The sequence below is a fragment of the Runella limosa DSM 17973 genome, assembly GCF_000482465.1.
GTDB lineage: Bacteria > Bacteroidota > Bacteroidia > Cytophagales > Spirosomataceae > Runella > Runella limosa.
The window spans coordinates 256155-280289 of the sequence record NZ_AXVJ01000025.1 but is presented as its reverse complement, the minus strand read 5'-3'; the positions used below and the strand labels follow the sequence as shown (position 1 = coordinate 280289).

Genomic DNA, 24135 nt, shown 5'->3' with positions numbered 1-24135 from the left:
GTGTTTACGAAATTCAATCAAAAAAAGTAGCTAATGAATGAGACCGAATCACCTCAAAAAAATACAATGCTTGAGCCTAAAATTAGTGACGTGTATCGGCGGGCTGAAAGTGAAGAAATATGGGTCGTAACGATGCTTTGGTTCGGCCTTAATCGGGCGCTGACGCAGATAGACCTACTGGTAATTAAGCCAGGACCGCAGCTATCGACCGAGCAAGCCACTGCGAAGGAGCTAAAAGATTGGCTTGCAAAGGGGTACATCTATCGCCCTACGATTAGAACAGGTAGAGTGTTGACAAAAAAAGAACGTGAAACCAATTAACCATCAAATTATGTCACAACTAACACAATGCTCGTTTCAGCTCATTGCTGAGCATGGCATCCCAAATCTGAGTGTTTCGCTACTCATTAAGAAAATGCGAAGCCTTGCCTATGACTGCCGATTAAGTGCCGATGAATTAAGAGTCTTGGTAGATTCTTATGCCTCTGAAGTTACAGGAAACAATAAGGCAGAAAGGAAACGTATATCTGTAACAGTTACGAGCATGGGAGCCTCTGACCCCGTTCGCAAGTTTGTCAATCTCGTCTATAATGACGATGATGACACGAAGAAAATCTATTTGGTAGCCCAGCTTACTTGTGTGGAGAAAGGAGGGCAAAATGGCTAAGTCAAGCAAAAAAAAGGCAAAAGTTACTGTGATGGATGTAGAAGAACTGGCTTGTTATCTAACTGGTTTAAACTACGAAAAAATCGACGCAGATACGAAAAAAATAGATGAGTCATTGAAAGAAAAATTTGGATGTGATTTATATCAATTCGCTCAAATTATAGCTCAATTGCTTCCCATGATTGACGTTGGGAGAAGCCCCCTTACTGGAGCAACTTACAAAGGATTCGCAGATAAGAAAAAAGGTATGTGGTTAGCCAAAATACCAGTAAAATGAACAAAGTTTGGAATGACGAACTAGATGCCAGGCTACGGGAGTTGTGGCCACGGCACAAATCGGCAGAAATCGCGGAAATGATGGGTATGACCCAAGTCGCGATTCAATCGAGAGCGAAGCGCTTAGGACTTCAAAAAGACCGCGATTTTAGAGGGTTTTGGAGTCCAGAAGAAATAGAGTTTTTTCGAGAACATTACCCAAACACCAAAAATGATGAGCTGGCCGAAATGCTCGGTAGGCAAGAAAGTCAGGTGATAGGCATGGCACAGCGAATGAGGCTCAAAAAATCTAAGGAGTTTTGGAAGCACATTAACAGCCTTCCAAACGCGGGAAAATTTGGGCATCGCCCAGCCTGGAACAAAGGGATGAAGGGATTACTACTTGGGTCAGGAACAAGCCGTTTTAAGCCAAGTAATATCCCACACAATGAAAAGTACGACGGAGCGATAACTATTAGATGGGAACAGGTAACAGGCCGACCAATTGTTATGTACCGTTTGGCGCGAAAAAAATGGATACCATATTCCCACCACGTGTTTGCCTCGTATTACGGAGAAATCCCCAAGGGGATGATTATCAGGCACCGAAACGGAAATCGGTTAGATTTTCGACTCGAAAACCTAGAACTGGTAACTAAGCGCCAAAACTACCTGAAAAATTCGCCGTCACTTAACCTATCAGATGGATTTGTGGCGTCCACGATGCTTGGGAAAGGCAAAATGCCTAACCGAGAAGAAGTCAAAAAGGTGTTGTTAGAAACCCCCGAATTAATCGAAACAAAACGTTCCATTATTAACCTAAAAAGACTATGTCAACCGAAGTAGCCGAATACAAAATCCCGAAGGGTATTATAGACCTTACACCTGTAGGGGCGCTCCTAATAGAGCAAATGCAGGAAGTGAAGCGTAACCCCGCCGCCATTCCACAGGCTCAGTCGATGTCGGAGATAGCGGATAGACTGGTAGATATTGCCGTAGCACAGGTGAAGCAAGGGCAAATGGTGATCGATCTGGTTAAAGCCAAAAAAGATAACGATAATGCTGATTGATATGGACTTCAATCTTTTGCCGCTCGCAGTAAAAGCCAGGCTTTTGGCGGCACACCTCAAAACCCACATGCAAATGGTCGAAGACATGAGCGCCGACTTACAGGCGCTCTATCGAAAATACGTCGGCAAAAGCAAAGAAGTAACTCAGCTCGAAGCCAAGCTCGAACGAGCCGAGAAAGAGAAACAAGCCTACGAATCTTTTGTCGTAATTCACGGTCTTAAAAAATCATTTGAAAACTTCAAACACACTAAAAAATGAACACACAGAAAGAAGAAATTCAAGACTTTTGGGCAGTTATCAGCCTTTTTGGCCATTCCAAGATTGCAGGCCGCGTATCTAGTTACAGCCTTGGCGGCGCATCGTTTGTCCTGGTATCGGTACCAGAAACGGAGGTCAGACAGGCATATACCAAGATGTACAACCCAAGTGCTATCTACGATATTACGCCCACGGATGAACAAACCTGCAAAATCGTGATGGATCAGCTTGAGGGGCGCCCATTGAAAATATATGGGCTGAGAGAAGAAATAGACAAAGCGATTGCGGAAAGTGGGAAGGCATTGCCCGAAGGCAATAAAGAACACCACAAAGACAATAACGAAGAACAAGACGAATGCTGGTGGTAAAACTTTTTGATAGCAAATGTTGCCCGCAGCGAGCAGCTTCAGGGAAATCGATGCGAAACATTTGCTATCAAAAAAACAGAACACAGCTCCCATCAACGCCCGCTCCCAGCTGGGCCCATCTCAACCACTCAAAAAAATGATAGCAGAAAAAGAATTTAGAACCATCACCCTAAGAGGGTTAGATGATAAACCCGAAATAGTGGGTATTATGAACGATGTAATGAAAACCCACGGTCTGAAAACAGGACAATCGACGATTGAACACATTATCGTAAGCTTTGCGAAATTGCAAAAAGAGCTTGCGGATGTAAATGCGAACCGCGAAAAAGAGATGAATCGATACTACAAATGGAGACAAGAAACCGAGGAACAAATCGAAGAATTGAAAAAAACCATCGGTACCGCCCAAGTAGCTTTGAAACGGATTTTTGACACTAAACTTTAGAAATGATGAATTACATATTTGCTGATGTGTTTCATACTGGTTTATTAGATGAATCAGTTGATGAAAGAGAATTGTGTGCGGATGCTCTATCTGCTTGGGGATGCTGTATGGCTGGCGCCGAACTCCCTAGAAGGTTTGGTCAGGGTATGGCTGCTATCAGTAAAAAATTAGGGATTTCGGCAACTCCTGAAAGCATAAAAGAGTATGCAATAGCAAAAGGTTGGTGTTCTACTAATGTATGAAAAAGCAGAAATACAGTCGAAAGGCAATGATTGAGTATTTTGCCTTCAAATTCCACCTATCTTTGAGTCATGTACGCAGCAGAGCAAAAAAAATTGGGTGGTATAATCATACTCAGCAATACCGTCGTAAAATACTAGCAAAATGGAAAATGAGATAAACGTCTTTAACATGAAAGAACTATTAGATTCAATCGCCATCCGTAAATTTTCGATTGAATCAGTATTAACCGAAATGGAAGCGTTAGAGATAATAAGGTCAGCTATGATTCCCCCCGAATGGCTTGATTTTTTTGCTCCTAAAATCATGGAACTAGCCAATCAAGGCGAAATTATAGAGGTCATTAAAATAGAATGCTCCTCATTAATGTCGCAAATAAGCGTTGCAGGTGGATTGGAGAATTATAAACGGTTGAAGGGGTTATAGTTGGGTGATATAATCATACTCAGCAATACCGTCGTAAAATACTAGCAAAATGGAAAATGAGATAAACGGCTTTAAGATGAAAGAACTATTAGATTCAATCGCCCACACACTTGGTCAATCACCAATGCGGGCCTTCAACGAAGAAAAAATCGCGTTCATAAAGGAAGTTCTGGGCATTACGTTTGAATCAAATAACTTGGTATGTGTATGCCCTAGCGATTTGTATTCAAAAATAAATGAACTGATTGGCGACGTAGTAAGGGTGCAAAGCACTGATTTTTTGCTCAATAGCCTTATATTCTATCCATACAATAAGCTTCATTTTGAGGAAAGGACATACCCGCATACGATTGCAGAACTGTATTTGTCTCATCCACAAGGTCACAAAGAAGAATTGTTTGAATTATTAGCATCGTTCAAATGAGAAACTTAGAGATAAGTCAATCTGAGATTACGTGGGAGAAAACCAAGACAAAATTTGGAAGTGAAATCTTGTATAAAAATCAAGTTTTTCGACACGTTGATCATATTTCAATATGCAAAACAATGTACGTTAATGGTGAATATACACGTGAAGATTTGGTGCATATTCCATTAGAGTTAATAGACCAAATAAAAGCATTAAAGCCTTAATTGCTTTAAACTACCAATAAAGAAAAGCCCTGCAATTGCGGGGCTTTTCTCGTTTACGGGCCTACTGTTCCTTTTTGGGGTGAATGAATCGGAGAAAATTTGAGACATGATTAACGACCTACTCCGAATCAACGAACTAAATCCCGCCAGTGTCCAGAAAATAGAATGGACGCCCGTTGGGGCTGTTTTGGGATGGAACGAGCCGATTGGCGGGCGTTTTTCGCAAGCCCTGTTTTTTCGCCCAGGGTGGCGCTGGTACGGGGTGTATGGTACGCCTGGCACGATTGGGTTTTCGGAGAAACAACAACGCAGCCGTGGGCGGGTGTATTACGATGTGAGGGCAATCGCCTTTTTGCCCAACGATTCAGACACGTTTCGGAGTCAACTTCAGTGGATGGCCTACCCGCGTTTCTATTTGCGCATTACCGACCAGTTGGGCAAAAAGATTGTGGTGGGACGTCCCGAACAGGGGCTGGAAATGCTCGCCGATTTCAACAACGAGGTGGAGATGGGCGGCAAACGCGGGTACATGATAGAATTCACAGGCAAGGTTAGTTTTCCAGCGGGTTTTTACCCGTTTGCGTAGTTAAAATTCCTTTTAGGGGTGGCGTTAAAGTGAAAAATTTGGGACATGAAGGTAAGTATTCAGGCACATAATATTATCGGTAGCAACTGGTTTTTGGCTAGGTCTAACATGGACGCACTCGTTGCGCAAGTGTTAGCTAATGCCGAAATACAGTTAGATGACGCGGGCGAATCTGAGCAATACACCCAAAAAGGTGCCGAGCGTGCGACGGGGGAGTACATCGCCATCGTGCCACTGAAAGGAGTGCTTTTCAAAACGTCTATGACCGACGAAAAGGGGCATCCATGCGGCGCGGATAAGACGGTTATGCAGTTAGAATGTGCCTACAACGACCCGAAATGCAAGGGCGTTGCCATCAAAATGGACTGCCCTGGTGGGATGGAAGATGCGGCCTACATGATACACGATGCCGTGTATCGTCGAAACAAGCCCGTCGCGGCATTTGTGGAGTTTGGCGACTGCCAAAGCGGTGGTATGCTAATTGCGTCGCAGTGCGATTACATCGTTGCGAGTGGCGATTATAGCCGAATCGGCAGTATAGGGGCGTACGTGACGTACAGCAACTTCCGCAAAATGATGGAGGCCAACGGGATTGAGCAAGTGGACATTTACGCGCCTCAGTCTCGCCAAAAAAACTACGACATACGCGAAGCTGAGAAGGGCAATTACAAACCCTTGACGCAGTACGTCACCAAGCGTGCGGCTGATTTCATGACGCGCGTCTATATCAATCGTTTGGGGCGCTGGGTCGAGACTCCGAAGCTCAAAGACGCCTTTGAGGGGGCAACCCTGACGGGGCTTGAAGCCCTCGAAATAGGGCTGATTGATGGGATTGGTACCATCCAAGATACCTTGAATTTTATTAATTGGGCTAATCAAAACCAAATTGCTATATGAGTTTACTCGGATTTATCAAGTTGCCTAATCTGTGCAATTTGAAGGGAAAAGAAGCGACCAACCTGACAGCTGAAGAGCTTAGTCAAGTAGTTGCAGAATTGAGCGCCAATGGCTTGGGCGGTATCGCGCAAGCGTTACAAGATGTCGGCCAAGCGAGTGCTGTGAATACCGAGGCTGAAACCTTGCGTACTCAGCTTGCCGCTGAAACGGGGAAGGTAACCACCTTAACGACGGAACTTAACGCCGAAAAGGCCAAAATCGCAACTCTCCAAACGCAACTTACAGCTTCGCAAGCGGAAGTAGCTCGCTTGTCGAAACTACCAGGGGCGGAGCCTACAACACCCATCACGACGATTACGTCAGAAGGCGGTGGGGGTGGCGCTGAGAATCCGTTCTGGTCGCAAGTCGATGAAGACATCAAGCAGGCGAAAGCCCAGATGGCCGCTTCTAAACTCTAATTTGTCACCTATTAACAGCGCAAAACAATGCCAGCAAGTGCAGAAATTACCGCGATAGCCAATTACGCTGGGCAATACCAGCAAGGCATTATTCGCAAGATTTACAACGAGGTTTCGATGCAAAATGACGCCACCGTCATCCGAAACCTTACCGCTCCACGCAATATGTGGAACTACGAAGCCGAAAAAGGGTGGCGACCTCTGGATATTTCTATCAAGAATGCGCCAGAGCGTCTTCAGGGGAGATTCAAAGCTCGCACGATTGAGCCAAAAATCGGTATGAAGATGCTAAACATCATTCCCGAGGAATTACGCGATACGTTTTTCTCTGAGCAACTTTCTGAAAATGCGAAGGAATACCCTGGCGGATTCGCTCAATACTTCTGGGAAGAACAGTCGATGAAAACCGCTGACGAAATTGACACGTATTCGTACATGGGGGTCAACCCTGAAGACGTGTCGGATTACGCTGGCGGTACGGCCTACACGGTAGGCACGCTGATGAAGTACAATAAGAACTTCTATAAGTGTATCGGAGCCACCACGGCAGGGCAAACGCCTGATTCGCATCCTGCGAAATGGGAAGATGTTAACGCACGATGTGTGGTGAAAGGTTGGGGTACCATCTTAGCCGAAGAAATCACGGCTGGGCGAGTAGTCCCCGTCAATTTGGGCGCGATTACGGACACGGATGGTTTCGACCAAATCGACGAACAGTTGTATTTCAGCATTCCCGAAAAAGTACGTATGGCGAAGGGTATAAGCATCGAGATTTTGTGTTCGGACAATACCTTGCAGAAACGCAACACGGCGCTTTTGGCGAAGTATCCCTACGCAAAAGACGTGACCCAAAACGAGGGTAATACCTCAGGTTACATCTGGAAATCGAACGGGAAGGCGCGCATTAAGGCCGTGACGTGGTTATCGGGCAGTGAGCGTATTATCGTTAACATTTCCCAAAACGGACGCAAAAACTTGGTGATGGGTACAAATGTGTTGAGTAATTTCAATTCCATTGGTACGATTATCGAAGGTCACCACGGCTACGAGGCTTCGATGAAATCCATCTTAGCTTTCCAGATTGCCGACCCTCAGTACATGTTCTGTAACGAACGTGCTTAATCTGATAACACTTGTAAGGGGCTGAAATTGGCAACAACGTAGGCCCCGCTTCCGATACAAATACTAAAGGCGAAAAGGGGCGGTGATGGGTACCCGTTCCGTCCCAAAATTTTAACAACATGGCAGGAAAACAGCAAGATACTACCGATACAAACTCAGGAGAATTGGTATCCGTAAAGACCGAAAACCTCGCTCTTAAAAAAGAGTTAGAGGCACTAAAGGCCGAAAATCTTTCTCTGAACAGTGATTTGCAAGGGCTTTTGTCGAAAAATTCTTCTATGCTCGAAAGACTAAAAGAGTTACAGTTGGCAAATACCACATTAGACACAGAGCTGACGAATTTACAGGTCGAAAGTGATGCGAAAACGATTGTAATTGCAACCCTCGAAGCAGAATTGGCGAAGCAAGCCGAATCGCTCCCTAAACCGCAAATTGCAACATTAGGCGGCAAGAAATACCGCCCAACGATGCCAGCATTTAACTGGAAAGGGACGATCTATACATCGAAAGATGTGTTGGAGAACGAAACCTTACTAGCCCAGCTAGTAGAAATGAAGTCAGGCGCGATTGAGGAAATTCAAACCGAAGAATAATGGCTACATATGGCGATTTTGTCCCAGATTGGGGCACGGGTAAAAGCATGATGGGCGGTTTGCAGGAAATTGCCTATATCTGCTCAGTTGCAGACATAGCAACATTCAAAGTTCCTGCTACTAACCCCACCAACCCAGAAGATAAGTATGCCATTGTTGAGCCTCATGTGTGCAAAACAGGCAAAAAATTTTCAAAAATATACGTCTCGAAAGAGAAGGGGTCTCTTGAATACAAACACTTAGGGAATTTGGACGGTGGCGGCTGGGAGATAACCGCACAAGTATTCATTCCAGGTGATAGCAAAAAGCAAACCTATATGGCGAATGAAACGCAGTTTGATCGTTTCATCGCTCTACTTCCAGACAAGGAAGGTATTATTAATCAGGTTGGTACCGAAACAAACCCAGCCGTGCTTCAGGTAGATTACTCTACCCAGGTTGTTACAGGTGACGGGAAAGGGTACATGGGGAAAATAGTATCTTACCAGCCTTGGAAATATATCTATGATGCGGCTGTACCTTTAACCCCAGCGACCTAATGGCAGACGTACCTCAAGAGCCTAAGACGACGAAGCGCCCCTACAAAATTGTGGGCGTAAAAGAGAAGCCAGGAGAGCCAACCGTAGTTCACTACCAAGGGCGTGACTACAACCTTTCCGACCTCAGTGATGCGGATCTAGAGTTTTTACTTAAACAAGGCCCCGCGTTTCCATATATCTTGTCGAACAAGTAATTACCCCCTAAAAATGAAAAAGCTCTGTGTAATATCAGGGCTTTTTTTTTACCAAAAACATGAAAAAAAAAGAAATAGTTGAAGCTATCGACGCCTGGTTAAAACAGCCGATATACTGGGATGGGGTTCAGCTTTTTGAGCGTTTTTCCACCTCAAAATTTCTCATCGACTACCTGAAAGCGGGCGGGGAAGCCTATCGAAAAACGATGCTACATAAGGAGCTGATGAAAATCAAAGACGCGCTATCGTTAGAGGTTGAACAGGAAGAAACAGAAACCCCCGATGAAATTAAGACTGGAAAGCAAGAAGCCAGGGCCTTGATGGATCGTCGGTTTGCGCTCAAAGAGCGTGCCCGCGTTCTCTACGAAAGTGGGGTTACTGAAGGTGACGAACTGCACAACATTGCCAAAACCATCATGCAGGGAATTAACCCGCGACTCGACGAAATAGAGGGAATAGAGTCCTTTTGGGGGGCGAATAAGTTCTTGCCCGAAAGCCAGGAAGTGGCCATTTCCAACATCGCGGATTTGGTCAAGCGACGAAATAACCTTCGTAGTTACGTAAGTCGTGGCACTACCGACCCCGCCAAACTCGAAGCCTGGAAAAGTGAACTTTTTGACCTCGAAAAGAAGATAAATGCTATTCAGAACAATTCCTGAAGACGAAACCCCCACGCCCATCGTCGCCAAATCGTCGGCGATCGTTGAAAAATTCTATGACTTCTACGTCAAATCGACGGTAAGGGATAAGATAGAAGATATTTTTCCAACCCTCGAAACAGGCCAAAATATAGAGTACGTAAGCATGGCGGATTGGAGTACGCACGAGCTCGTATTTTGGGTTTTGGCACAAATTGGCCCCGCAGAAATGACAATGGCGACGTGGAGCATGACCGAGACAGCCGCTAGGCAATTGGTAGAAGCTCGTTTGGCAGGGGTACTTACGTCGGTGCATTGCCTGTTTGATTACCGAATTAAGGTTCGATACCCAGAGGTATGCGCCTACGTGAAGGAGCATTTCGAGGCGGTGACGGTAGCGCATTGCCATGCCAAAGTGACGGTTCTGGAGAACGACCAATGGGCGGTCGTAATTAACGCCAGCAGCAACTACACCAACAACGTACGCATCGAATCGGGCAGCATAAAAGTAAGCCATCAAACCGCCAATTTTCATAAAAACTGGATTATTCCCACCATCGAAGGCCATGGAGATTACGCAAAACGTACTTGAAGAAATTGAAGTGTTGGCAGGGCTATTTATGACGCCCAAAGCCATCGCTATCATCATAGAAATGGATTATGACGACTTTATGGATGCGTTAGAAGACGAGTCTAGCGACATCCACAAACGATACTACAAAGGGGCTTACGTAGCTGAAGCAACGCTTAGAAAAAGCGTGATTAAGCTGGCGAATCAGGGTAGCAGCCCCGCCCAAGAAATGGCAAGGAAGTACGTAGAAAAACAGCGAGATTCTGAGATATGAACTTAATAGAGCAAGGACTTAACGACGAACTTGAACAGCTCGTGCGGGCTGAAACGGTCGAGAATTACGAATTACCGCCTGCAATTATCGACCTAGCCGAAAGGGTTAGTTGCGCGGTAATGCTGTTGCAAAAACGCACGCTCCGTACTAAGCCCGATTACGTGATTGTGAATCGGATTATGAAGGAGAAGGAATGCAGCCGCCCAACGGCCATCAAGGCGCTACAGCTCGCCAAGGCGTTGACTGTGAGAACAAGCGTATTCGATATGGAATACGAACGACGCTGGCTAGAGCAATCTATTAAGCGTAACATTGAGAAATGTGAGCTTTCAGGGACGCCGAAAGACCGAGACGCGGCATCGAAGGAGCATAAGAATTTAATCAAGCTGAACGGATTTGATAAGGAGCAATCGGAACCACCGCGTAACGTGCTTATCATCAACGTGATTAATCATAATCCTGCATTGATTGGTGCCCAAAAACGGGCAAATCTGACGGGTGATGTGATGGCTGCGTTAGAAGCTGCGAAGAAAAAACAAGAAAATCAGTATGAAGAAATCCTAGACATAACCGCCTTACAACAAGATGACGACGATAGTGAAGAGCTTGGACTGGGAGAAATTCCTCACGGATAACCCTAGCGTGGCGCTCATGCTCGGCGGGCATGGTGGAGATGTTACGATTCCTGGTAATATCGAAGTCAACCAAACCCACGCAACCGAGAGCCAGCATAAATTCTATTCCATCGACGCGAAACGCTCGATGATGGTGATGCCACGTGGTACAGGGAAGTCAGAAAAGATACTAGCCAAACGGGCGATTGATTGCATTACCAAAATGCCACGTTGCCGTATTGCGTTGGTAGGGGTGTCGTATGCCAAATTGCTCGAAAACGTCCTTCCCGCTATTGTTAAGGGCTTCGAGAGTTACGGATGGAAGCGCAACGAAGACTTTTGGATTCGAGAGCGCCCACCCAAGCGACTTGGCATTCCAGCCCCTTACGTGGGTTCGCTCAAATCTGAGCATACCCTATACTTCAAAAACGGGTCTGTACTTAGCCTTATCTCCCAAGACCGCGAAGGCTCTGCCAACTCCATGACCCTGCACGGGGTAATCGGTGATGAGTTAAAACTACTCGACAAAGCGAGCTTGGACAGTGAAATTGCAGCCGCAAACCGTGGGGATGAATACCTATTCCCCGATTGCCCATTGTTCCACTCCGAGGCGTACACAACCGATATGCCCACCGAAAAGGAGTCGATGTGGATATTAGAGCAAGACGCGTTAAGCGACACGGAAAACGTGCAATTGTTGCTAGATATTCAGTTGGAAATATGGGAGAAATCGGAAGAGCTGCTAACGGTTGCGCCCGTCCGTCGTAAGGGAATTTTGAAAGAAATTGCCAACCTGCAAGCGCTTTGGGACCAACTTAGAGCCGTTACATTCTGGTACTATGAGCCGAAAGGACACGACAACGTGGATGGTTTCGGAAAAGCCAATATTGTAAGGCTCTACCGAACGCTACCCGATTTCGTATTCAAGACCTCAATTCTGAACATCCGCCCTTTTCTTACAGCGGATGCTTTTTATCCTGACCTGAAAAAGTCACATTCTTACATACTAGGGGCTACCAATTACAGCCTTATCGACAGCGTACCATTCGAGCAACTGAAGGAGCTGGATGATTGTCGAAAAGATGCGGACTTAGACCATTCACGCCCACTTAGTATAGGGATGGATTTTGGCGCAAGTATCAGCTGTTTAGTAGTAGGGCAGAAATTCGGAAAGAAACTAAGGGTACAAAATGCCCTGTACGTTAAGCACCCACAACGTCTAGGGGACTTGTTAGAACAGTTCTGTCACTACTACCGAACGTTCAAAACGAAAAGGGTGAAGTTCTATTACGACCACACAGCGATAGGGACAAATGCCCAAACGAAAGTAACCTACGCCGATGATGTCGAGAGCGCACTAACCAAGGAAGGTTGGAAAGTGGAACGTGTGTACATAGGGAAGACCACCAGCCCAATGAGACGATACGAAATGTGGGGTCGGTCGTTGCGTGGTGGTGATGAGCATACCCCTGAAACTATATTCAATCGGTTGAACTGTGTTTATCTACTAACAGCTATGAGGTTAGCCCGATTGAAACAAGGTACACAACGCTATGAGAAAGATAAGACCGACGAACGCAAGCTCTCTACCATCGACCAGCGCGAAACCACCCACTTTACCGACGCTGTGGACACCCTCCTAGTAGGTGAAACCAAACACAATCTCAACAAGCACGGACTCAAGTTTAACGTTGTGTTTATGAACTAGACTACTTTGTTTGTAGTCTATCATATATCGTGACGATGTACCCCCCTGCAATTGCGACTTTTGTCAGTGAGTTGCTGGCTCGTTTGTGTAACATAGATACTTTGCAAAAAAAAAGCCATCATAACGACTTGAATAATAGACGTTTGTGGTTTTTTTTGCTTTATATCTCCCTTTTTTTAGCTTTTTGATAATGCAAGTACCTGTAATTGAGGCTGTTTAGTCTTAATTACAGGTACTAAAAGAAAAACCCCGCTTACTCAGCGGGGTTTTTCTTTTCAAGTTCTTCCAATCCTTTTCGAAGTAGTTCATAATAGAGATCTCTTAAACTTACCTTTTCTCCTTTCTCCTCTCGTTCAAGTTGAATCCTTTTAATCTTAGAATGGATTTCGGTTGGCGTATCTAATTGTATTTTGATGCCCATGGTATTAAAGTGATTAATTGCTCAAATATAGTTGATATAAATATATCAGCTAATATTTGGATGCTATTTTTTTATTTTGATATATTTGTATCGTCAAATATAAACATATCAATTAATATGCAAGCACATCAGGTTTTTGAGTTCAATGGTCAGCAAGTAGAGTTTGATTTAAGCTCTACAAACATCATGGTCAATGCCACTGAAATGGCAAAGATTTATGATAAGCAAGTCGTTGCTTTTATGAGAAATGAAGACACTCAACGCTTTATTTCTTCGTGCCTAAAAAGTGAGAATTCTCACTTTTTAGGCATCCAAAAAGAGGAAGATTTGTACGTTTCCAAACAACGTTCTGGCACATGGATGCACCGTGTATTAGCTTTGAAATTTGCGGCTTGGTTAGATTCAGATTTTGAATTGTGGGTGTATATCACCATCGACAAACTTATGTTTGGTTCTACTCGTACCGATTTGAAAGAAAAAGCTGAAGCGGAGCTACGCCGTCAGCAAATCCATGATAAGCTCATGGCCGAAAATCCTGAGTATGCCGAGATGATAGAGTTACAATCGAAAGCCAGCGAGATGGGTAAGCGCATTAAGAAAAATATGCAAAGCCAGCTTACGATGTTTGAGAAAGAAAATCTAAACTAACAAAAAAGGCTAGCGTGCTGAGAACACGCTAGCCAGTAATTCACTTAAAACAGTTACTGTGATGCAGAACTTAGACAAAGATAATGAAGAATGGCGACAAATGGTACATCGCCTTCTGGACGAAATTGAAGAAAAAAAGAAAGTGGTCGATTTGATGCACGACTACCGTAACTTGGTCACGCAAGAAAACGCGCGCCTCAAGGCCGAGATTCAAAGCAAAATCAATACCATTGAGTTTCTGGAAAATACTATGCGCGACGCCATAGGTCAATGGTGCGACGATATGCGTTACGAGTACCACGGCGAGTTTAAAAACTAATAAAAATAAAAAACCCATCGGCAAGACCAAGGGGTTTCGAGTCAATTACTGTTTAAATCATGCCGTTTGGCACAATGTTCTACAAAGGTACAACTTAAAACGGCGACTCCCAAGTCGGCTCAGTTTTAAGGATAAAGCCAGCACGCTTGAGATACTTGATTTTAGTATCTTGACGTATATTTTTTTTTCGTCGAAACATAAATAAAAATCTATATCGGTTACGCTCTGGAAATCCTGCTTTTCCCCAGGCGTATCGGCTTTTTACAAGCGCTTCAAAGGCGTCATCTGTACTCATCTTCGTTTTTTTGATACGTATAAATATACTATTCCTTTTTGGCGTGGAATAGGTAAAATAACTTCGAGCTTTATGAAGACTGATTACATAAAGCTGGGCGCTGCCATCGAAATAATGCGGCAAACGTACGCGTCGGGGCGGTCGAAGCCCTTTAGCATCGTTTACATCGAATACGATGCCAAGCGCAAAACAGGGGGGCGAGTTGTGACGCTTAACTCGGCAGAGCTTGCGAGCCAAAAACGCGTAGGCCGTGCCGAGAACCGCATGGTACTACTCAAAGGCCCACTGCATCCCATTTATGTACACAGTGACCTAATCTTATACGTAAACGATAAGCCAGTCGCATGAGTGTTCACTTTTTCAATACGCCAACTGCGAACGTAGCAGTTTTGCCAGGCGCAAAATCTCTGGTTCGACTAGAGAAAAGTAGCAAGGCTTCTAGTGGTCTTATGCCTGCACAGCCGCCAGTAATGCCAATCGTGCGAAACTGGGGGCCTGATATTTTTATTGGGGATATTATTTGGTGGGGGGATGATAACAATTTCCCAAACAACGTCATTAAGGACTACAATCGCGACCCGATTATTCCGCAGTCTTTGGATATTTTGGCATCGAAGCTCGTAGGGAACGGCATTATGGCCGTGAACGTAACTGATGTGGATGACAAAGGGAATGACATTTACACTTACGTACAGGACAAAGACATTAGAAATTTTGTGGAAAATCGCGGGTTTCGGCGGTTTATGTTGGAGTGTGCCAACGATATGGTCTGGTTCTTTAACGTCTTTCCTGAGTTTGTTCTTAGCCGTGACCGTTCGATAATTACGCACATGGTACACCAAGAGGCCGCGCACTGCCGATGGTCTATTCAGAACGAAAAAACGGGCAAAAGCGACCATGTGTACATTTCTGCCAACTGGCCAAATCTATCAGAAAAAGACCCTTTAGTCTCGAAACGATTGGCGATTGACCCTTATCAGTACGACGTGATTGATTGGGTAAAAAATGGTAGTGTGTACAGCTACATCTACCCGATGAGTTACCCTACGCCTGGCAAAATGTTCTACCAAATGGCTCATCATAATTCTATCCGTGAAAGTGGATGGCTTGAGGTGCGGCAAGCAATCCCACAGTTCAAGAAATTTCTGATGAAAAACCAAATGGATATTATTTGGGTGTGGAAAGTTGACCCGCGCTATTGGCCAATGTTGTTTGGCGAAGAAACTTGGGAAAAATTGAAACCAGAAGAACAAATCGCCAAACAAAAAGAGTGGCTCGTTCAAATGAATGCCTCGCTTACTGACGTTGAAAACGCTGGTTCGTCAGTAATATTCCCGAAAGTTTGGAATCAGGAATCAGGTACGAATGGCGAATACATGGAATACATCTCGATCGAGCGGATGACCGACTCACAAAAAGATGGGAAGTACATAGATGACAACTTAGAGGCGGCGGCCAACATCTTTTATGCGCTTGGCCTTGACCCTACCATCGTAGGTTTTGCGGGTGGAAAAAACATGGGCGCGCATTCGGGCGGCTCTGACAAGCGGGAAGCGTGGCTGATGCACCTTGCTCGCATGAGTCCTTACCGCGACATGCTACTGGAGCCACTCGATTTCGTGGCCGAATACAACGGCTGGAAGGAGCGTTATCCAGGGCTAAGATTCAAGTTCCGTGATACCATCCTGACGACCCTTGACACGGGTTCAGGGACAAAAACCGTTACTACCTAATGTCTATTTTCAGCAACAATAACGATTTTCGGGGGTGTATTCCTGCCAATGTTTCGTTTTCAATCGAGAATATCGAACCGTTTTTGGTCGAAGTCGAAACGACAACATTGTCGCAGCATATTTCGCGCGAGCTGTACAGCCAAGTACTGGAATCGGTTTCGCAAGGTGGGGAATTGCTTACACTGTGTCGGCGTGTGGTGGCGCCGCTTGCGCTAGTTAAGTACCTGCCTTTTGGCGAGGTGCAAATCAGTGATGTAGGCATTACCACGGTAGGAAAATCGGCAGACAGAACGGCGGCTTATGCCTATCAGGTGGCCAACATCGAACAGGCGGCATTAACGATGGGCTTCAATGCCTTGGAAGTGCTAATAGATTTTCTGGAAAGTAACTCAGAAGACTATCCAACTTACGCGGAGAGTCCTGAGCATACTGAAAATACTCGGTTGATTGTGCCCAATGCAAAACAATTCAGCAGCATATACCAGATTTTCAATAGCCAACTTACCTACTACGCATTGCGGCCTATTTTGTCCAATTTTCAGGAGGATACGCTTAGAAAAACAGTCGGTGACGAGTTGTTTTCTGAGATTATAAGTAGTAATGATCCCGACAAAAAAGATTTATTGTGGGCTGCAAAAAAATGGCTGGTATATCGCACGCTCATCGAAGCTTTCCAGCTTCAATTGGCGGTTGAAATCAACGCTGGTGGCTTGCGAGTGAATTATGGTTCAATGTTCAGTAATACCTATAAGTATTACACGCCGCCGACCGATCAGCAGGTGGCCAAAGCGTTGGGGGTTTTGAAAGAGAAAGAGCGCCTTTTTTGGGGTGTACTATCGGGCTTAATTAACAGAATTAACGGGGTAGAAGTACCCGTCGTTTCCAGTAAAATGATTGCCATAAAAGGCACGGTACTATTCTAATGAATACAATTGCAATCTTAATCGGCAAAAAAAAACATAGCTACGAAGGGCCTTCTTCGTATGACGAATGCACCAGCAGGCAGTTTGTCCAGCTCGTGAGGCTACGGCAAAAAGCGCAGACTAACGCTGCCGTAATATTCATGTTGTTTCGGGTAGTGTATGGGCTAAAAGAGCGGATTTCACAGACGTTTTTTAGCCTAAATAAAATGCGACATCTGAATATTTTGGAGGAGGAAGAACAAGACCAGGTAACTGAGCAAGGTGTAGCCTTGTTACAAACCTGCAATTGGGTTTTTGAGGGGCAAGCGCCCTCAAAATGGCTTATTAGGTATTTGTCTTCGCTCCCCATCAGGTTTGAAGGGCCTGACGATAAGCTATCTAACTTGACTTTTGAGCAATTTTGGTACAGTGAGCTGTACTACACGCAAAGTAATTTGGCCAAAATGATGGCAGTTTTGTACTGCAAAAGGCCGATTTACGGCAAAAAAAAGGAGTTTGATAGCGATAAAATTGACCAAAATAGCAAGCATTTTCGGCAGTTTGAGAAGTTTAGCGAGCTAAAAGACGCTATTTTCTTTAATTACGAGGGCTGTCGGCAGTGGTTGGCAACTTGTTTTCCTCACGTCTTTAAGTCGGGAGAAAGCAAAAGCGAAAAACAAGGCAATTGGCTGGATGTGGCGATCGGCATGGCGGGGGATGACCCCCTAAAATTCAATGCCCTGAAAAAAGAAAATATCTACATCGTGTTAAAGATGCTAGATAATTCGTTGGCACAAATCGAAAAATTGAAAGAGCACAATGGAGCTAATAGCTGATAGCATCGACGAATTTTACCTCGCTTATTTTGAGCGGATGGCAGAGCAACACTGCGGGCACGTTATCAATGCCCCCAAGCCACATTTCTACGTGAATAATTTCATTGATTCGCTATCGGAAATTAATGATGCCATCCGCTCGAAGCTCAGTCCTGAAGGCTTTTCGATGATTTTGGACACGTTCGATGATCAGATTGATATGAATGATGCAATGCCTGGCGTGCTTTCAGGAGCATTTAGCATCATCGCGAAGTTTGACACTCGAAATCCTGTGTCGATTCGTGTGGCACGAAGCTCCTGCCGAGCGAAGGCGCGCACAATTCTAATGCAGATGAAGCGCGACACCTTCGCGCTTAACGAGGGGGTTTTGAGCGAGAAGCAAATCGAAGTGATTGACAACGCTGATGGTATGCGTCTGGGTGTGATAGGAGATACATTTAGCGGGTGGGCGTACACGTTTAAGTGGCGATACCCAGAACACTTGTTTTTTTGAGATGGATAGGAACGCGAACGTACTACAAAACCCTGCTTTTGGCGGGGTTTTGTGTTTTAGGCAGGCTATTGTTCCTTTTTGGGGGGCGGTTATGTGGGTAATTTCGAGACATGATAACCGTCATTTCATCGCCTTCGCAACTTAGCTTATCGCTCGACCCAATCGTTTACGACTTGGAAAGTGATAACTTTTTGCAAAGTGCGGGGCTGGAGGCTATCAATTACGTTTCGTTTACGTCGGCAGTGACGGCAGAGACGCAAATCCCCCTAAAATGGAACGGCAGCGTTCAGACTTTTGCGGCGAAAACTAGCCCAACGGGGTCAGGCGCACAGTTTCCAGCGGGCAACGGCAGCGCAAGCTACGTACAAAGCTTAGTGCCTTATTTCCAATCGAATGTATTTCTTTCGGATGACTTCGTGGTGAGCTACGCCATGGTAGGGTCAGAGCATTCGCTAGTATTTACTTCTAAGAAAAAGGGTAAAAAATACAACTTCAGCAAGCTCGACTGGACGTCGGGCAAGATAGGTTGGATACAAGAAGCTGCCGACCGCACGCGGGCGCTCAATCACTGCCTTTTGGTGCGGATTTTCTTGCGAAATACCACTGGCAATGCCTACGACATGGTGTTTTCGGAAAACTTGCCCACCGACGAAGCGGGTCGGGTGAGCATCGACGTGGCCGAAATCTTGCACCCTTACTTGTGCCTTACGCCCGAGTTGCCCGCCTGGGCTGGAATGGTGTACCAACAATCGAAGCGCTCTATTCGAGGTTATTACCTGCAGGTTGCGGATGGTTTCGGCAGCCCTGTACAGCTGGGACAAATGACCACCTTGCCAACGCGCTACGTGGCGTTTGGGGGCAGCGGTTACGGGCGTTTGAGCCTTGTGCCAAGTCGTTTTTTTGCTTCAGGAAAATACAAGGCGCTACGCTTAGGCGAGCTCACGCGCATTATTATTAAGGACGCTCCACAGTGGCTAACGTTTCTCAACCAATCGACGGTACAGGTCGATGTGTTGTTGAAAATGAAGGTGTATTTCGACGACAATACAAATGAAATCTACAACCGTTTCATCATGACGTGGGGCGCTTGGGAAAAGTTATTGGTAGAAGCGGGACCCGTTCAGTGCGGAGTTTTCGAGCTAAACAACGGCAAAACGCCGATTGCTTACGAGCTTTTTCTGCAAAAAGGGGCAACGGTGATAAGCGACACATATCGCTACATCTTAAACGACAACACTTACCAGTACCGCAAGTATTTCACCTACGTAAACTCACTTGGGGCGGTTGATACCCTTACGGTATGGGGCGCACAAGACGGCCAAACGAGCCTGTCGTTTGCGACTGTGAGCAAAAACCTGCCGTTTCCTTATTCAATAGGCGACACGGAAGAATTTCAGTACGACGCGCAATTCCATCAGTCGTATAAGTGCTTTTTTGAGCTTGATAGCAAGTCTCATTTTAACATTTTTCGCGACTTTCTTATCTCGGCTTATCGCTACCGTTTTGTGGCGGGGGCGGCATATCCAATCGGGATTCTTTCACAGAAATGGGATGAGCCAGCCGAAGACGATACCCTATGTTTTGGGGATTTTGAGTACAAATTCTTATTCACCGAAGACGGACAACTGTAATGCCAGACTTTTTAGACGGCCAAACTATTCCGCCTGGCTACCAAAATAGCGGAACGATCAGCTTAGAGCCTCCTACGGAAAGTACGGGAGTAGTGGTAGATAACGCGGTTGTAGCAGGCAGTACCAATGCGGTGTCGGGTGGCGCAGTCGCGGAAGCAATTGCTAACTTCATTTCTGGAGGTGGGACCAACGACCAAGTTATTTTGGGCGATGGCACAAAAGCCAACCTAAGCGAAGCAATTTCGGGTATTTTGGAGGGGATGGAACTCGGAGATGGCACGCCAGTTGATCTTAGCGATTACATCACCGAAGCCCAGCTCACCGCCGCTCTGGGCCTAGCCATTACTGCCCCGCTCACACTACCCGCCGAAACGGCGACACGCTACGCAACCTATACAAAATCCATTCCCCGCGCCACCTTCTCACTTTCGATGGGCAACGCGTCGGTGAGCTTAGTGGCCGCGCCTGCGGGCTGCCAAGTGGTGATAGATACCAACACGGTGGCTATCTCGTGGGTGCCAACTTTTACGGGGGCTCATTATGTAGTTTTTTGGGTGAGCAATGGAAAAGCGCAAGGGCAAATTGCCTCCCTGAAAATTACTGCAGTACGAGGCGAAACCATCACGCCCGTGGGCGATTTCGTGCAAGCGGGCTCGTCGCTTGCGGCGGGCATGTTGGTTAACATCTACGACGACAACGGCACGCCTAAAATGCGGCCTGCCATCGCGACGGCGCTAGGCACGAAGGCACACGCTTTCGTAACAGGCAATGCGGCGGCTGGTGGCGAACTCGTGCCACGATACGAAGGCATTAACCCCCATTTTACGGGATTACAGGCAGGGAAACGCTATTTTCTTAGCGCGAACGTGCCAGGCGGAATCTCTCTTTTTGGTCCCGCGCAGGGGAGTGGCCACGTATGGCAGCCTGTGGGCGTGGCTATTTCGGAAACAGAATTATTGTTGGACATCGACGACGAAATCGTGCTAAATGCCTAATCGTACCTACATATCGCTTAACCAAGAAGGCACCTCGAAAGAGACACGTGACCTCCGTGCCGATGTGGGCGAATTTGCCTATGCCAACCAGGGCGTTATAGTTGCTCCTTTCGACGTTGTCGAATTGGGTATAGGATCTTGGCGCTACGATGCTGAAAGTTGGGACGGTGTACAGAACCCGCCGAATCTCCAATCAAAAGGGCATTTTTTGGTTTGGGTCACGGCGGAAAATACCAAAGAAATTCGCTTTGTGGCCGATGAAACGCGCGATGAAAGCTGTGTTGAATCGCGCGTGGGAGAATTGATTGTAATTGAGGGTGTTGCAGAATCTTGGAACTACTACGTTAGCAATAACGAGACGTATAAATTTGGCGAAATAGCCGTGCCAGGATCCTACGATAAGGGAAAGGCAAACGACACAAAACTACGTACTCTTTCGGCTGATCATGTGCGCCAATATGCCTATATGAATCGCGGAAAGCGGGTCGATGTTGTGAATTTCAATACGACGCTTACGCACGGAAATACGCACGTTGAGTTTTTGGCTGGCAGCATCGGATCGCCGCCAACGACCGAGAATAAAGGTATTTTGCGTAACGAAATTGCGGGCTGTGTCGTACATCAATACTGGTATCCAGTGAACTCAGACGCCTTGTTTTTTCGCGAAAGAAGCGAGGCAAAAGTGTGGGGTAGCTGGTATTCGGCTACTTCAGGAAATGTACTTTCTAACGGGAAAGTACGTGTGCCTACCTACTACAAAAGAGGCGTAGGGAACGGTTATCAGGATGTGGAAGTATATTCTGCTAATCAGGTCGATACGAAATTCAAGGTACTTTCTGGTACTGGTACTAATGTTGTGCAGACCGACGAAGGTTTTATCGTCAACTGGACGGGTACGACACAATCACTCGGGGCGGATTTGCCCCTGTTGTATGACCCGATTACTGGGAAGATTTCGATTAGTCCCACAAAAGTTTCGCAGTGGGATGCAGCATATAATTATGGCCCCCATGCGGGCTTATATGCACCGATTGGGCGTAATCTCACCGTGGGCGGTACCGCTGGGCGGATTGCTGTTTCGGGTGGTAGGCAATCGCTCGCAGCGGATAGAAGTTGGGCGGTCGATCTGGTAGCTATACACGCAGGGCTGACGGCAGGCTCGACGACTCAGGTGGCGGTACCGACCGTGGACGTTTATGGTCGAGTAACTGCATTAACTAACGCCTCTATTGCCTTCCCCGTTACGTCCGTAAACGGCAAAACGGGTGCGGTAGCTCTAAGCACCACCGATGTGCCAGAGGGTACGAATTTGTATTGGACAAATGCGCGTGGCGATGTGAGATATTCCCCCTTAGGACATACGCACACGTGGGCGCAAATTACTGATAAGCCCGATTTGGCAGGGCTATATGTTCCTGTCGTTAGAACGCTCTCGTTTCTAGGTGCGGCAGGACAAATAGACATAACAGGCGGTAGCCAATCCCTTATTTCTAACCGCACTTGGACGGTTGGCTTGGCTACGGTACACGCTGGATTAACGGCAGGTTCTTCCACGCAAGTGGCAGTGCCTACAGTGGACACTTATGGGCGTGTTACGGCATTAACCAACGCCTCTATTGCCTTTCCCGTAACTTCGGTGAACGGCAAAACGGGTGCAGTGAGCTTGAGTACTACAGATGTTCCTGAAGGGACAAATCTATATTGGACTACAGCGCGCGGCGATGCTCGTTATTCACTCTTAGGGCATACGCATACCTGGGCGCAAATAAGCGGTGTTCCTGCATTCTTGCTACAAGCTTACACCACTGTACAGGCAGATACATTGCCTGTGAACCAGCGAAGTAACCTGAATTTTTCGCAAGAATTTGCGATCGCCGACAGCTCGGCAAATAACCGTACAACGGTGAGCATTTCGGCCGTTCCCTACGCAAAAGTTACGGGTGTTCCTGCCTTTCTGCTTACAGAGACAGACCCTACAGTACCAAGCTACGTGAAGGCTATTTCTACAGCTGACATAAGTACCTGGAGCGGAAAGATAGGGGGTAGTGGTACCCTTAATTACGTCCCGAAATTTACGGGAAGTGGCTCCTTGGGAGATAGTCGAATTGTAGATAATGGCACCGTTGTAAATATTGCAAGTAGCAATACAACTGGCCTACTTAATGTGGGCGGAGATACAAACATCTTTGGAAGGGTAGCTGTTGGGGGTAACGATTCAGGGGGGTATCAGTTGCGTATTATAGGTGGTGCTATTTATTCAGATGGAGACGCATCGGCCGTCTCCATGTACGTACCAAGTGGCCGCGCAATTCGGGCTCAGGGTACACTTAATATCGATGCAGGGACTTCAGCCCCAATACTTTTTCGATCAGGTGGCGGCGCTAGCTACCTGATGGAGTTGAACTCAAATGGGAAACTTCGATTTAATTCTTACTACTCGGCAACTGCTTGGACGGGTAGTCCTGTAGCACTGCTTGGTACCGACAACGGCGGTAATGTGCTAACATTAAGCACATTGCTATACGCCGACCGAATCCACGGGCATGGAATCGGGGATATTTCTGGCTTGCAAACAGCATTAGACGGAAAAACTCCTTGGGGACATACCCACGTAATTGGTGATGTGACGGGCTTGCAGGCGGCATTAGACGGAAAAACTCCCTGGGGACACAATCACGATGACAGATACTTCACTCAAGGACAGCTTACTACCTCAGGGGGAAGTACTGTCCATTGGGATAATATCACGAATAAACCTGGATTCTCATACGCTGGACATACGCATACTATTCCCGATGTTTCAGGGCTTCAAAGTGCTTTGGATGGCAAAACACTTTGGGGACATACGCACGCAATTAGCGACATAACGGGCTTGCAACCTGCCTTAGATAACCGCCCAACTTGGGACGCAATATACACGCGCAGCCAGAGCGATAGCCGATACTTGCAAAGCGAAAACGACCCGTTTGGATATAGCTCACATTGGTTTTCGATCTCTGGCCGAAACCTTACACTAGGCTTTCAAACACGAAATTTGGGCCAGGGGTACGCCTCTGTAACCTTACCTATATCTTACCAATACGACATAGCTACACAGCAATTGCTTAACGGCAACCACCTCATTCGCCTCAATCGCGATGATGGATATTATATAGACAGAACGATTACCGAGACAGACCCAAAGGGCGTAAGTAGCTGCTACGGCAGTTATAGTTCGGGTACGCTAAGTATCACAATCGTTCTAAGGGATGGCACATCAATCAGCTGTAACATACCTTTCTCAGGACCTTCATAAATCTTAATAT

The 24135-nt window shown here is 46.2% G+C and carries 33 protein-coding genes; all 33 read left to right on the top strand.

All coding sequences use genetic code 11. From position 1 onward, the window contains the following. The first annotated feature begins 33 nt into the window (after window positions 1-33). A complete protein-coding gene (locus tag K339_RS0101350) occupies window positions 34-321 on the top strand; it encodes a hypothetical protein (protein ID WP_028521993.1) in 288 nt (95 codons plus the stop codon). Between the two features lie 10 nt (window positions 322-331). After that, window positions 332-667 (top strand): hypothetical protein, encoded by a 336-nt coding sequence (locus K339_RS32285; protein WP_037298821.1) that lies wholly within the window; start codon window positions 332-334, stop codon window positions 665-667. After that, window positions 660-944: a hypothetical protein gene (locus K339_RS32280; RefSeq protein WP_037298818.1), complete on the top strand. Its 285-nt coding sequence runs from the start codon at window positions 660-662 to the stop codon at window positions 942-944. Before K339_RS32285 ends, K339_RS32280 begins: the two co-directional genes overlap by 8 nt. Further along, the gene (locus K339_RS35655; RefSeq protein WP_028521991.1) at window positions 941-1768 is read left to right on the top strand and encodes an HNH endonuclease signature motif containing protein; all 828 of its coding nucleotides are present in this window, start codon (window positions 941-943) and stop codon (window positions 1766-1768) included. Before K339_RS32280 ends, K339_RS35655 begins: the two co-directional genes overlap by 4 nt. Further along, window positions 1753-1992, top strand: coding sequence for a hypothetical protein (locus K339_RS0101330; protein WP_028521990.1), 240 nt, complete (start codon window positions 1753-1755; stop codon window positions 1990-1992). The genes K339_RS35655 and K339_RS0101330 overlap by 16 nt, the downstream gene beginning before the upstream one ends. A 1-nt stretch (window position 1993) precedes the next feature. Then, entirely contained in the window at window positions 1994-2251 is a 258-nt protein-coding gene (locus K339_RS0101325; protein ID WP_037298815.1) for a hypothetical protein, read from the top strand. After that, window positions 2248-2619 carry a hypothetical protein gene (locus K339_RS0101320; protein WP_028521988.1) on the top strand — a complete coding sequence of 124 codons (372 nt, stop codon included), beginning with the start codon at window positions 2248-2250 and terminating at the stop codon, window positions 2617-2619. The genes K339_RS0101325 and K339_RS0101320 overlap by 4 nt, the downstream gene beginning before the upstream one ends. A 136-nt stretch (window positions 2620-2755) precedes the next feature. Then, window positions 2756-3064, top strand: a complete 309-nt coding sequence (locus K339_RS0101315) for a hypothetical protein (RefSeq protein WP_157607441.1) — start codon at window positions 2756-2758, stop codon at window positions 3062-3064. A 2-nt stretch (window positions 3065-3066) separates the two neighbouring features. Further along, a complete protein-coding gene (locus K339_RS0101310; protein ID WP_028521986.1) occupies window positions 3067-3306 on the top strand; it encodes a hypothetical protein in 240 nt (79 codons plus the stop codon). 169 nt (window positions 3307-3475) lie between these two features. Next, window positions 3476-3730, top strand: coding sequence for a hypothetical protein (locus K339_RS0101305; protein ID WP_028521985.1), 255 nt, complete (start codon window positions 3476-3478; stop codon window positions 3728-3730). Between the two features lie 76 nt (window positions 3731-3806). Continuing rightward, window positions 3807-4154 (top strand): hypothetical protein, encoded by a 348-nt coding sequence (locus K339_RS0101300; RefSeq protein ID WP_028521984.1) that lies wholly within the window; start codon window positions 3807-3809, stop codon window positions 4152-4154. Window positions 4155-4469: 315 nt separating this feature from the next. Next, the gene (locus tag K339_RS0101290) at window positions 4470-4949 is read left to right on the top strand and encodes a hypothetical protein (protein ID WP_028521982.1); all 480 of its coding nucleotides are present in this window, start codon (window positions 4470-4472) and stop codon (window positions 4947-4949) included. 108 nt (window positions 4950-5057) lie between these two features. Then, window positions 5058-5846: a S49 family peptidase gene (locus tag K339_RS35650; RefSeq protein ID WP_051397725.1), complete on the top strand. Its 789-nt coding sequence runs from the start codon at window positions 5058-5060 to the stop codon at window positions 5844-5846. Next, entirely contained in the window at window positions 5843-6304 is a 462-nt protein-coding gene (locus tag K339_RS0101280; protein WP_028521981.1) for a hypothetical protein, read from the top strand. Before K339_RS35650 ends, K339_RS0101280 begins: the two co-directional genes overlap by 4 nt. A gap of 27 nt (window positions 6305-6331) precedes the next feature. Continuing rightward, window positions 6332-7426, top strand: coding sequence for a carbohydrate-binding protein (locus tag K339_RS0101275; RefSeq protein WP_028521980.1), 1095 nt, complete (start codon window positions 6332-6334; stop codon window positions 7424-7426). 119 nt (window positions 7427-7545) lie between these two features. Next, a complete protein-coding gene (locus tag K339_RS0101270) occupies window positions 7546-8019 on the top strand; it encodes a hypothetical protein (RefSeq protein WP_028521979.1) in 474 nt (157 codons plus the stop codon). Beyond that, complete coding sequence (locus K339_RS0101265) at window positions 8019-8558, top strand: hypothetical protein (protein WP_028521978.1); 540 nt, start codon at window positions 8019-8021, stop codon at window positions 8556-8558. Before K339_RS0101270 ends, K339_RS0101265 begins: the two co-directional genes overlap by 1 nt. Continuing rightward, window positions 8558-8752 (top strand): hypothetical protein, encoded by a 195-nt coding sequence (locus K339_RS0101260; protein WP_028521977.1) that lies wholly within the window; start codon window positions 8558-8560, stop codon window positions 8750-8752. The genes K339_RS0101265 and K339_RS0101260 overlap by 1 nt, the downstream gene beginning before the upstream one ends. Window positions 8753-8811: 59 nt before the next feature. Then, window positions 8812-9411, top strand: coding sequence for a hypothetical protein (locus K339_RS0101255; RefSeq protein WP_028521976.1), 600 nt, complete (start codon window positions 8812-8814; stop codon window positions 9409-9411). Beyond that, entirely contained in the window at window positions 9389-9982 is a 594-nt protein-coding gene (locus K339_RS0101250) for a hypothetical protein (protein WP_028521975.1), read from the top strand. Before K339_RS0101255 ends, K339_RS0101250 begins: the two co-directional genes overlap by 23 nt. Continuing rightward, window positions 9957-10235, top strand: a complete 279-nt coding sequence (locus K339_RS0101245; protein WP_028521974.1) for a hypothetical protein — start codon at window positions 9957-9959, stop codon at window positions 10233-10235. Before K339_RS0101250 ends, K339_RS0101245 begins: the two co-directional genes overlap by 26 nt. Further along, on the top strand, window positions 10232-10870 hold the full coding sequence (locus K339_RS0101240; protein WP_028521973.1) for a hypothetical protein: 639 nt from the start codon (window positions 10232-10234) through the stop codon (window positions 10868-10870). The genes K339_RS0101245 and K339_RS0101240 overlap by 4 nt, the downstream gene beginning before the upstream one ends. Continuing rightward, entirely contained in the window at window positions 10821-12557 is a 1737-nt protein-coding gene (locus K339_RS0101235) for a hypothetical protein (protein WP_157607440.1), read from the top strand. The genes K339_RS0101240 and K339_RS0101235 overlap by 50 nt, the downstream gene beginning before the upstream one ends. Window positions 12558-13095: 538 nt before the next feature. Continuing rightward, on the top strand, window positions 13096-13626 hold the full coding sequence (locus tag K339_RS0101220; protein ID WP_028521971.1) for a KilA-N domain-containing protein: 531 nt from the start codon (window positions 13096-13098) through the stop codon (window positions 13624-13626). A 61-nt stretch (window positions 13627-13687) separates the two neighbouring features. Then, entirely contained in the window at window positions 13688-13945 is a 258-nt protein-coding gene (locus K339_RS0101215) for a hypothetical protein (RefSeq protein ID WP_028521970.1), read from the top strand. A gap of 367 nt (window positions 13946-14312) precedes the next feature. Continuing rightward, window positions 14313-14588, top strand: coding sequence for a hypothetical protein (locus K339_RS0101205; RefSeq protein ID WP_028521968.1), 276 nt, complete (start codon window positions 14313-14315; stop codon window positions 14586-14588). After that, window positions 14585-15973 carry a hypothetical protein gene (locus K339_RS0101200; protein WP_028521967.1) on the top strand — a complete coding sequence of 463 codons (1389 nt, stop codon included), beginning with the start codon at window positions 14585-14587 and terminating at the stop codon, window positions 15971-15973. Before K339_RS0101205 ends, K339_RS0101200 begins: the two co-directional genes overlap by 4 nt. Further along, window positions 15973-16896 (top strand): DUF6712 family protein, encoded by a 924-nt coding sequence (locus K339_RS0101195; protein WP_028521966.1) that lies wholly within the window; start codon window positions 15973-15975, stop codon window positions 16894-16896. The genes K339_RS0101200 and K339_RS0101195 overlap by 1 nt, the downstream gene beginning before the upstream one ends. Beyond that, window positions 16896-17711: a hypothetical protein gene (locus K339_RS0101190; RefSeq protein ID WP_028521965.1), complete on the top strand. Its 816-nt coding sequence runs from the start codon at window positions 16896-16898 to the stop codon at window positions 17709-17711. Before K339_RS0101195 ends, K339_RS0101190 begins: the two co-directional genes overlap by 1 nt. Beyond that, window positions 17695-18204, top strand: coding sequence for a hypothetical protein (locus K339_RS0101185; RefSeq protein ID WP_028521964.1), 510 nt, complete (start codon window positions 17695-17697; stop codon window positions 18202-18204). Before K339_RS0101190 ends, K339_RS0101185 begins: the two co-directional genes overlap by 17 nt. 110 nt (window positions 18205-18314) lie before the next feature. After that, complete coding sequence (locus K339_RS0101180) at window positions 18315-19835, top strand: hypothetical protein (RefSeq protein WP_028521963.1); 1521 nt, start codon at window positions 18315-18317, stop codon at window positions 19833-19835. Next, a complete protein-coding gene (locus K339_RS0101175) occupies window positions 19835-20830 on the top strand; it encodes a hypothetical protein (protein ID WP_028521962.1) in 996 nt (331 codons plus the stop codon). The genes K339_RS0101180 and K339_RS0101175 overlap by 1 nt, the downstream gene beginning before the upstream one ends. Further along, window positions 20823-24125 (top strand): phage tail fiber repeat family protein, encoded by a 3303-nt coding sequence (locus tag K339_RS0101170; protein WP_028521961.1) that lies wholly within the window; start codon window positions 20823-20825, stop codon window positions 24123-24125. Before K339_RS0101175 ends, K339_RS0101170 begins: the two co-directional genes overlap by 8 nt. The last annotated feature ends 10 nt before the right edge of the window (window positions 24126-24135 follow it).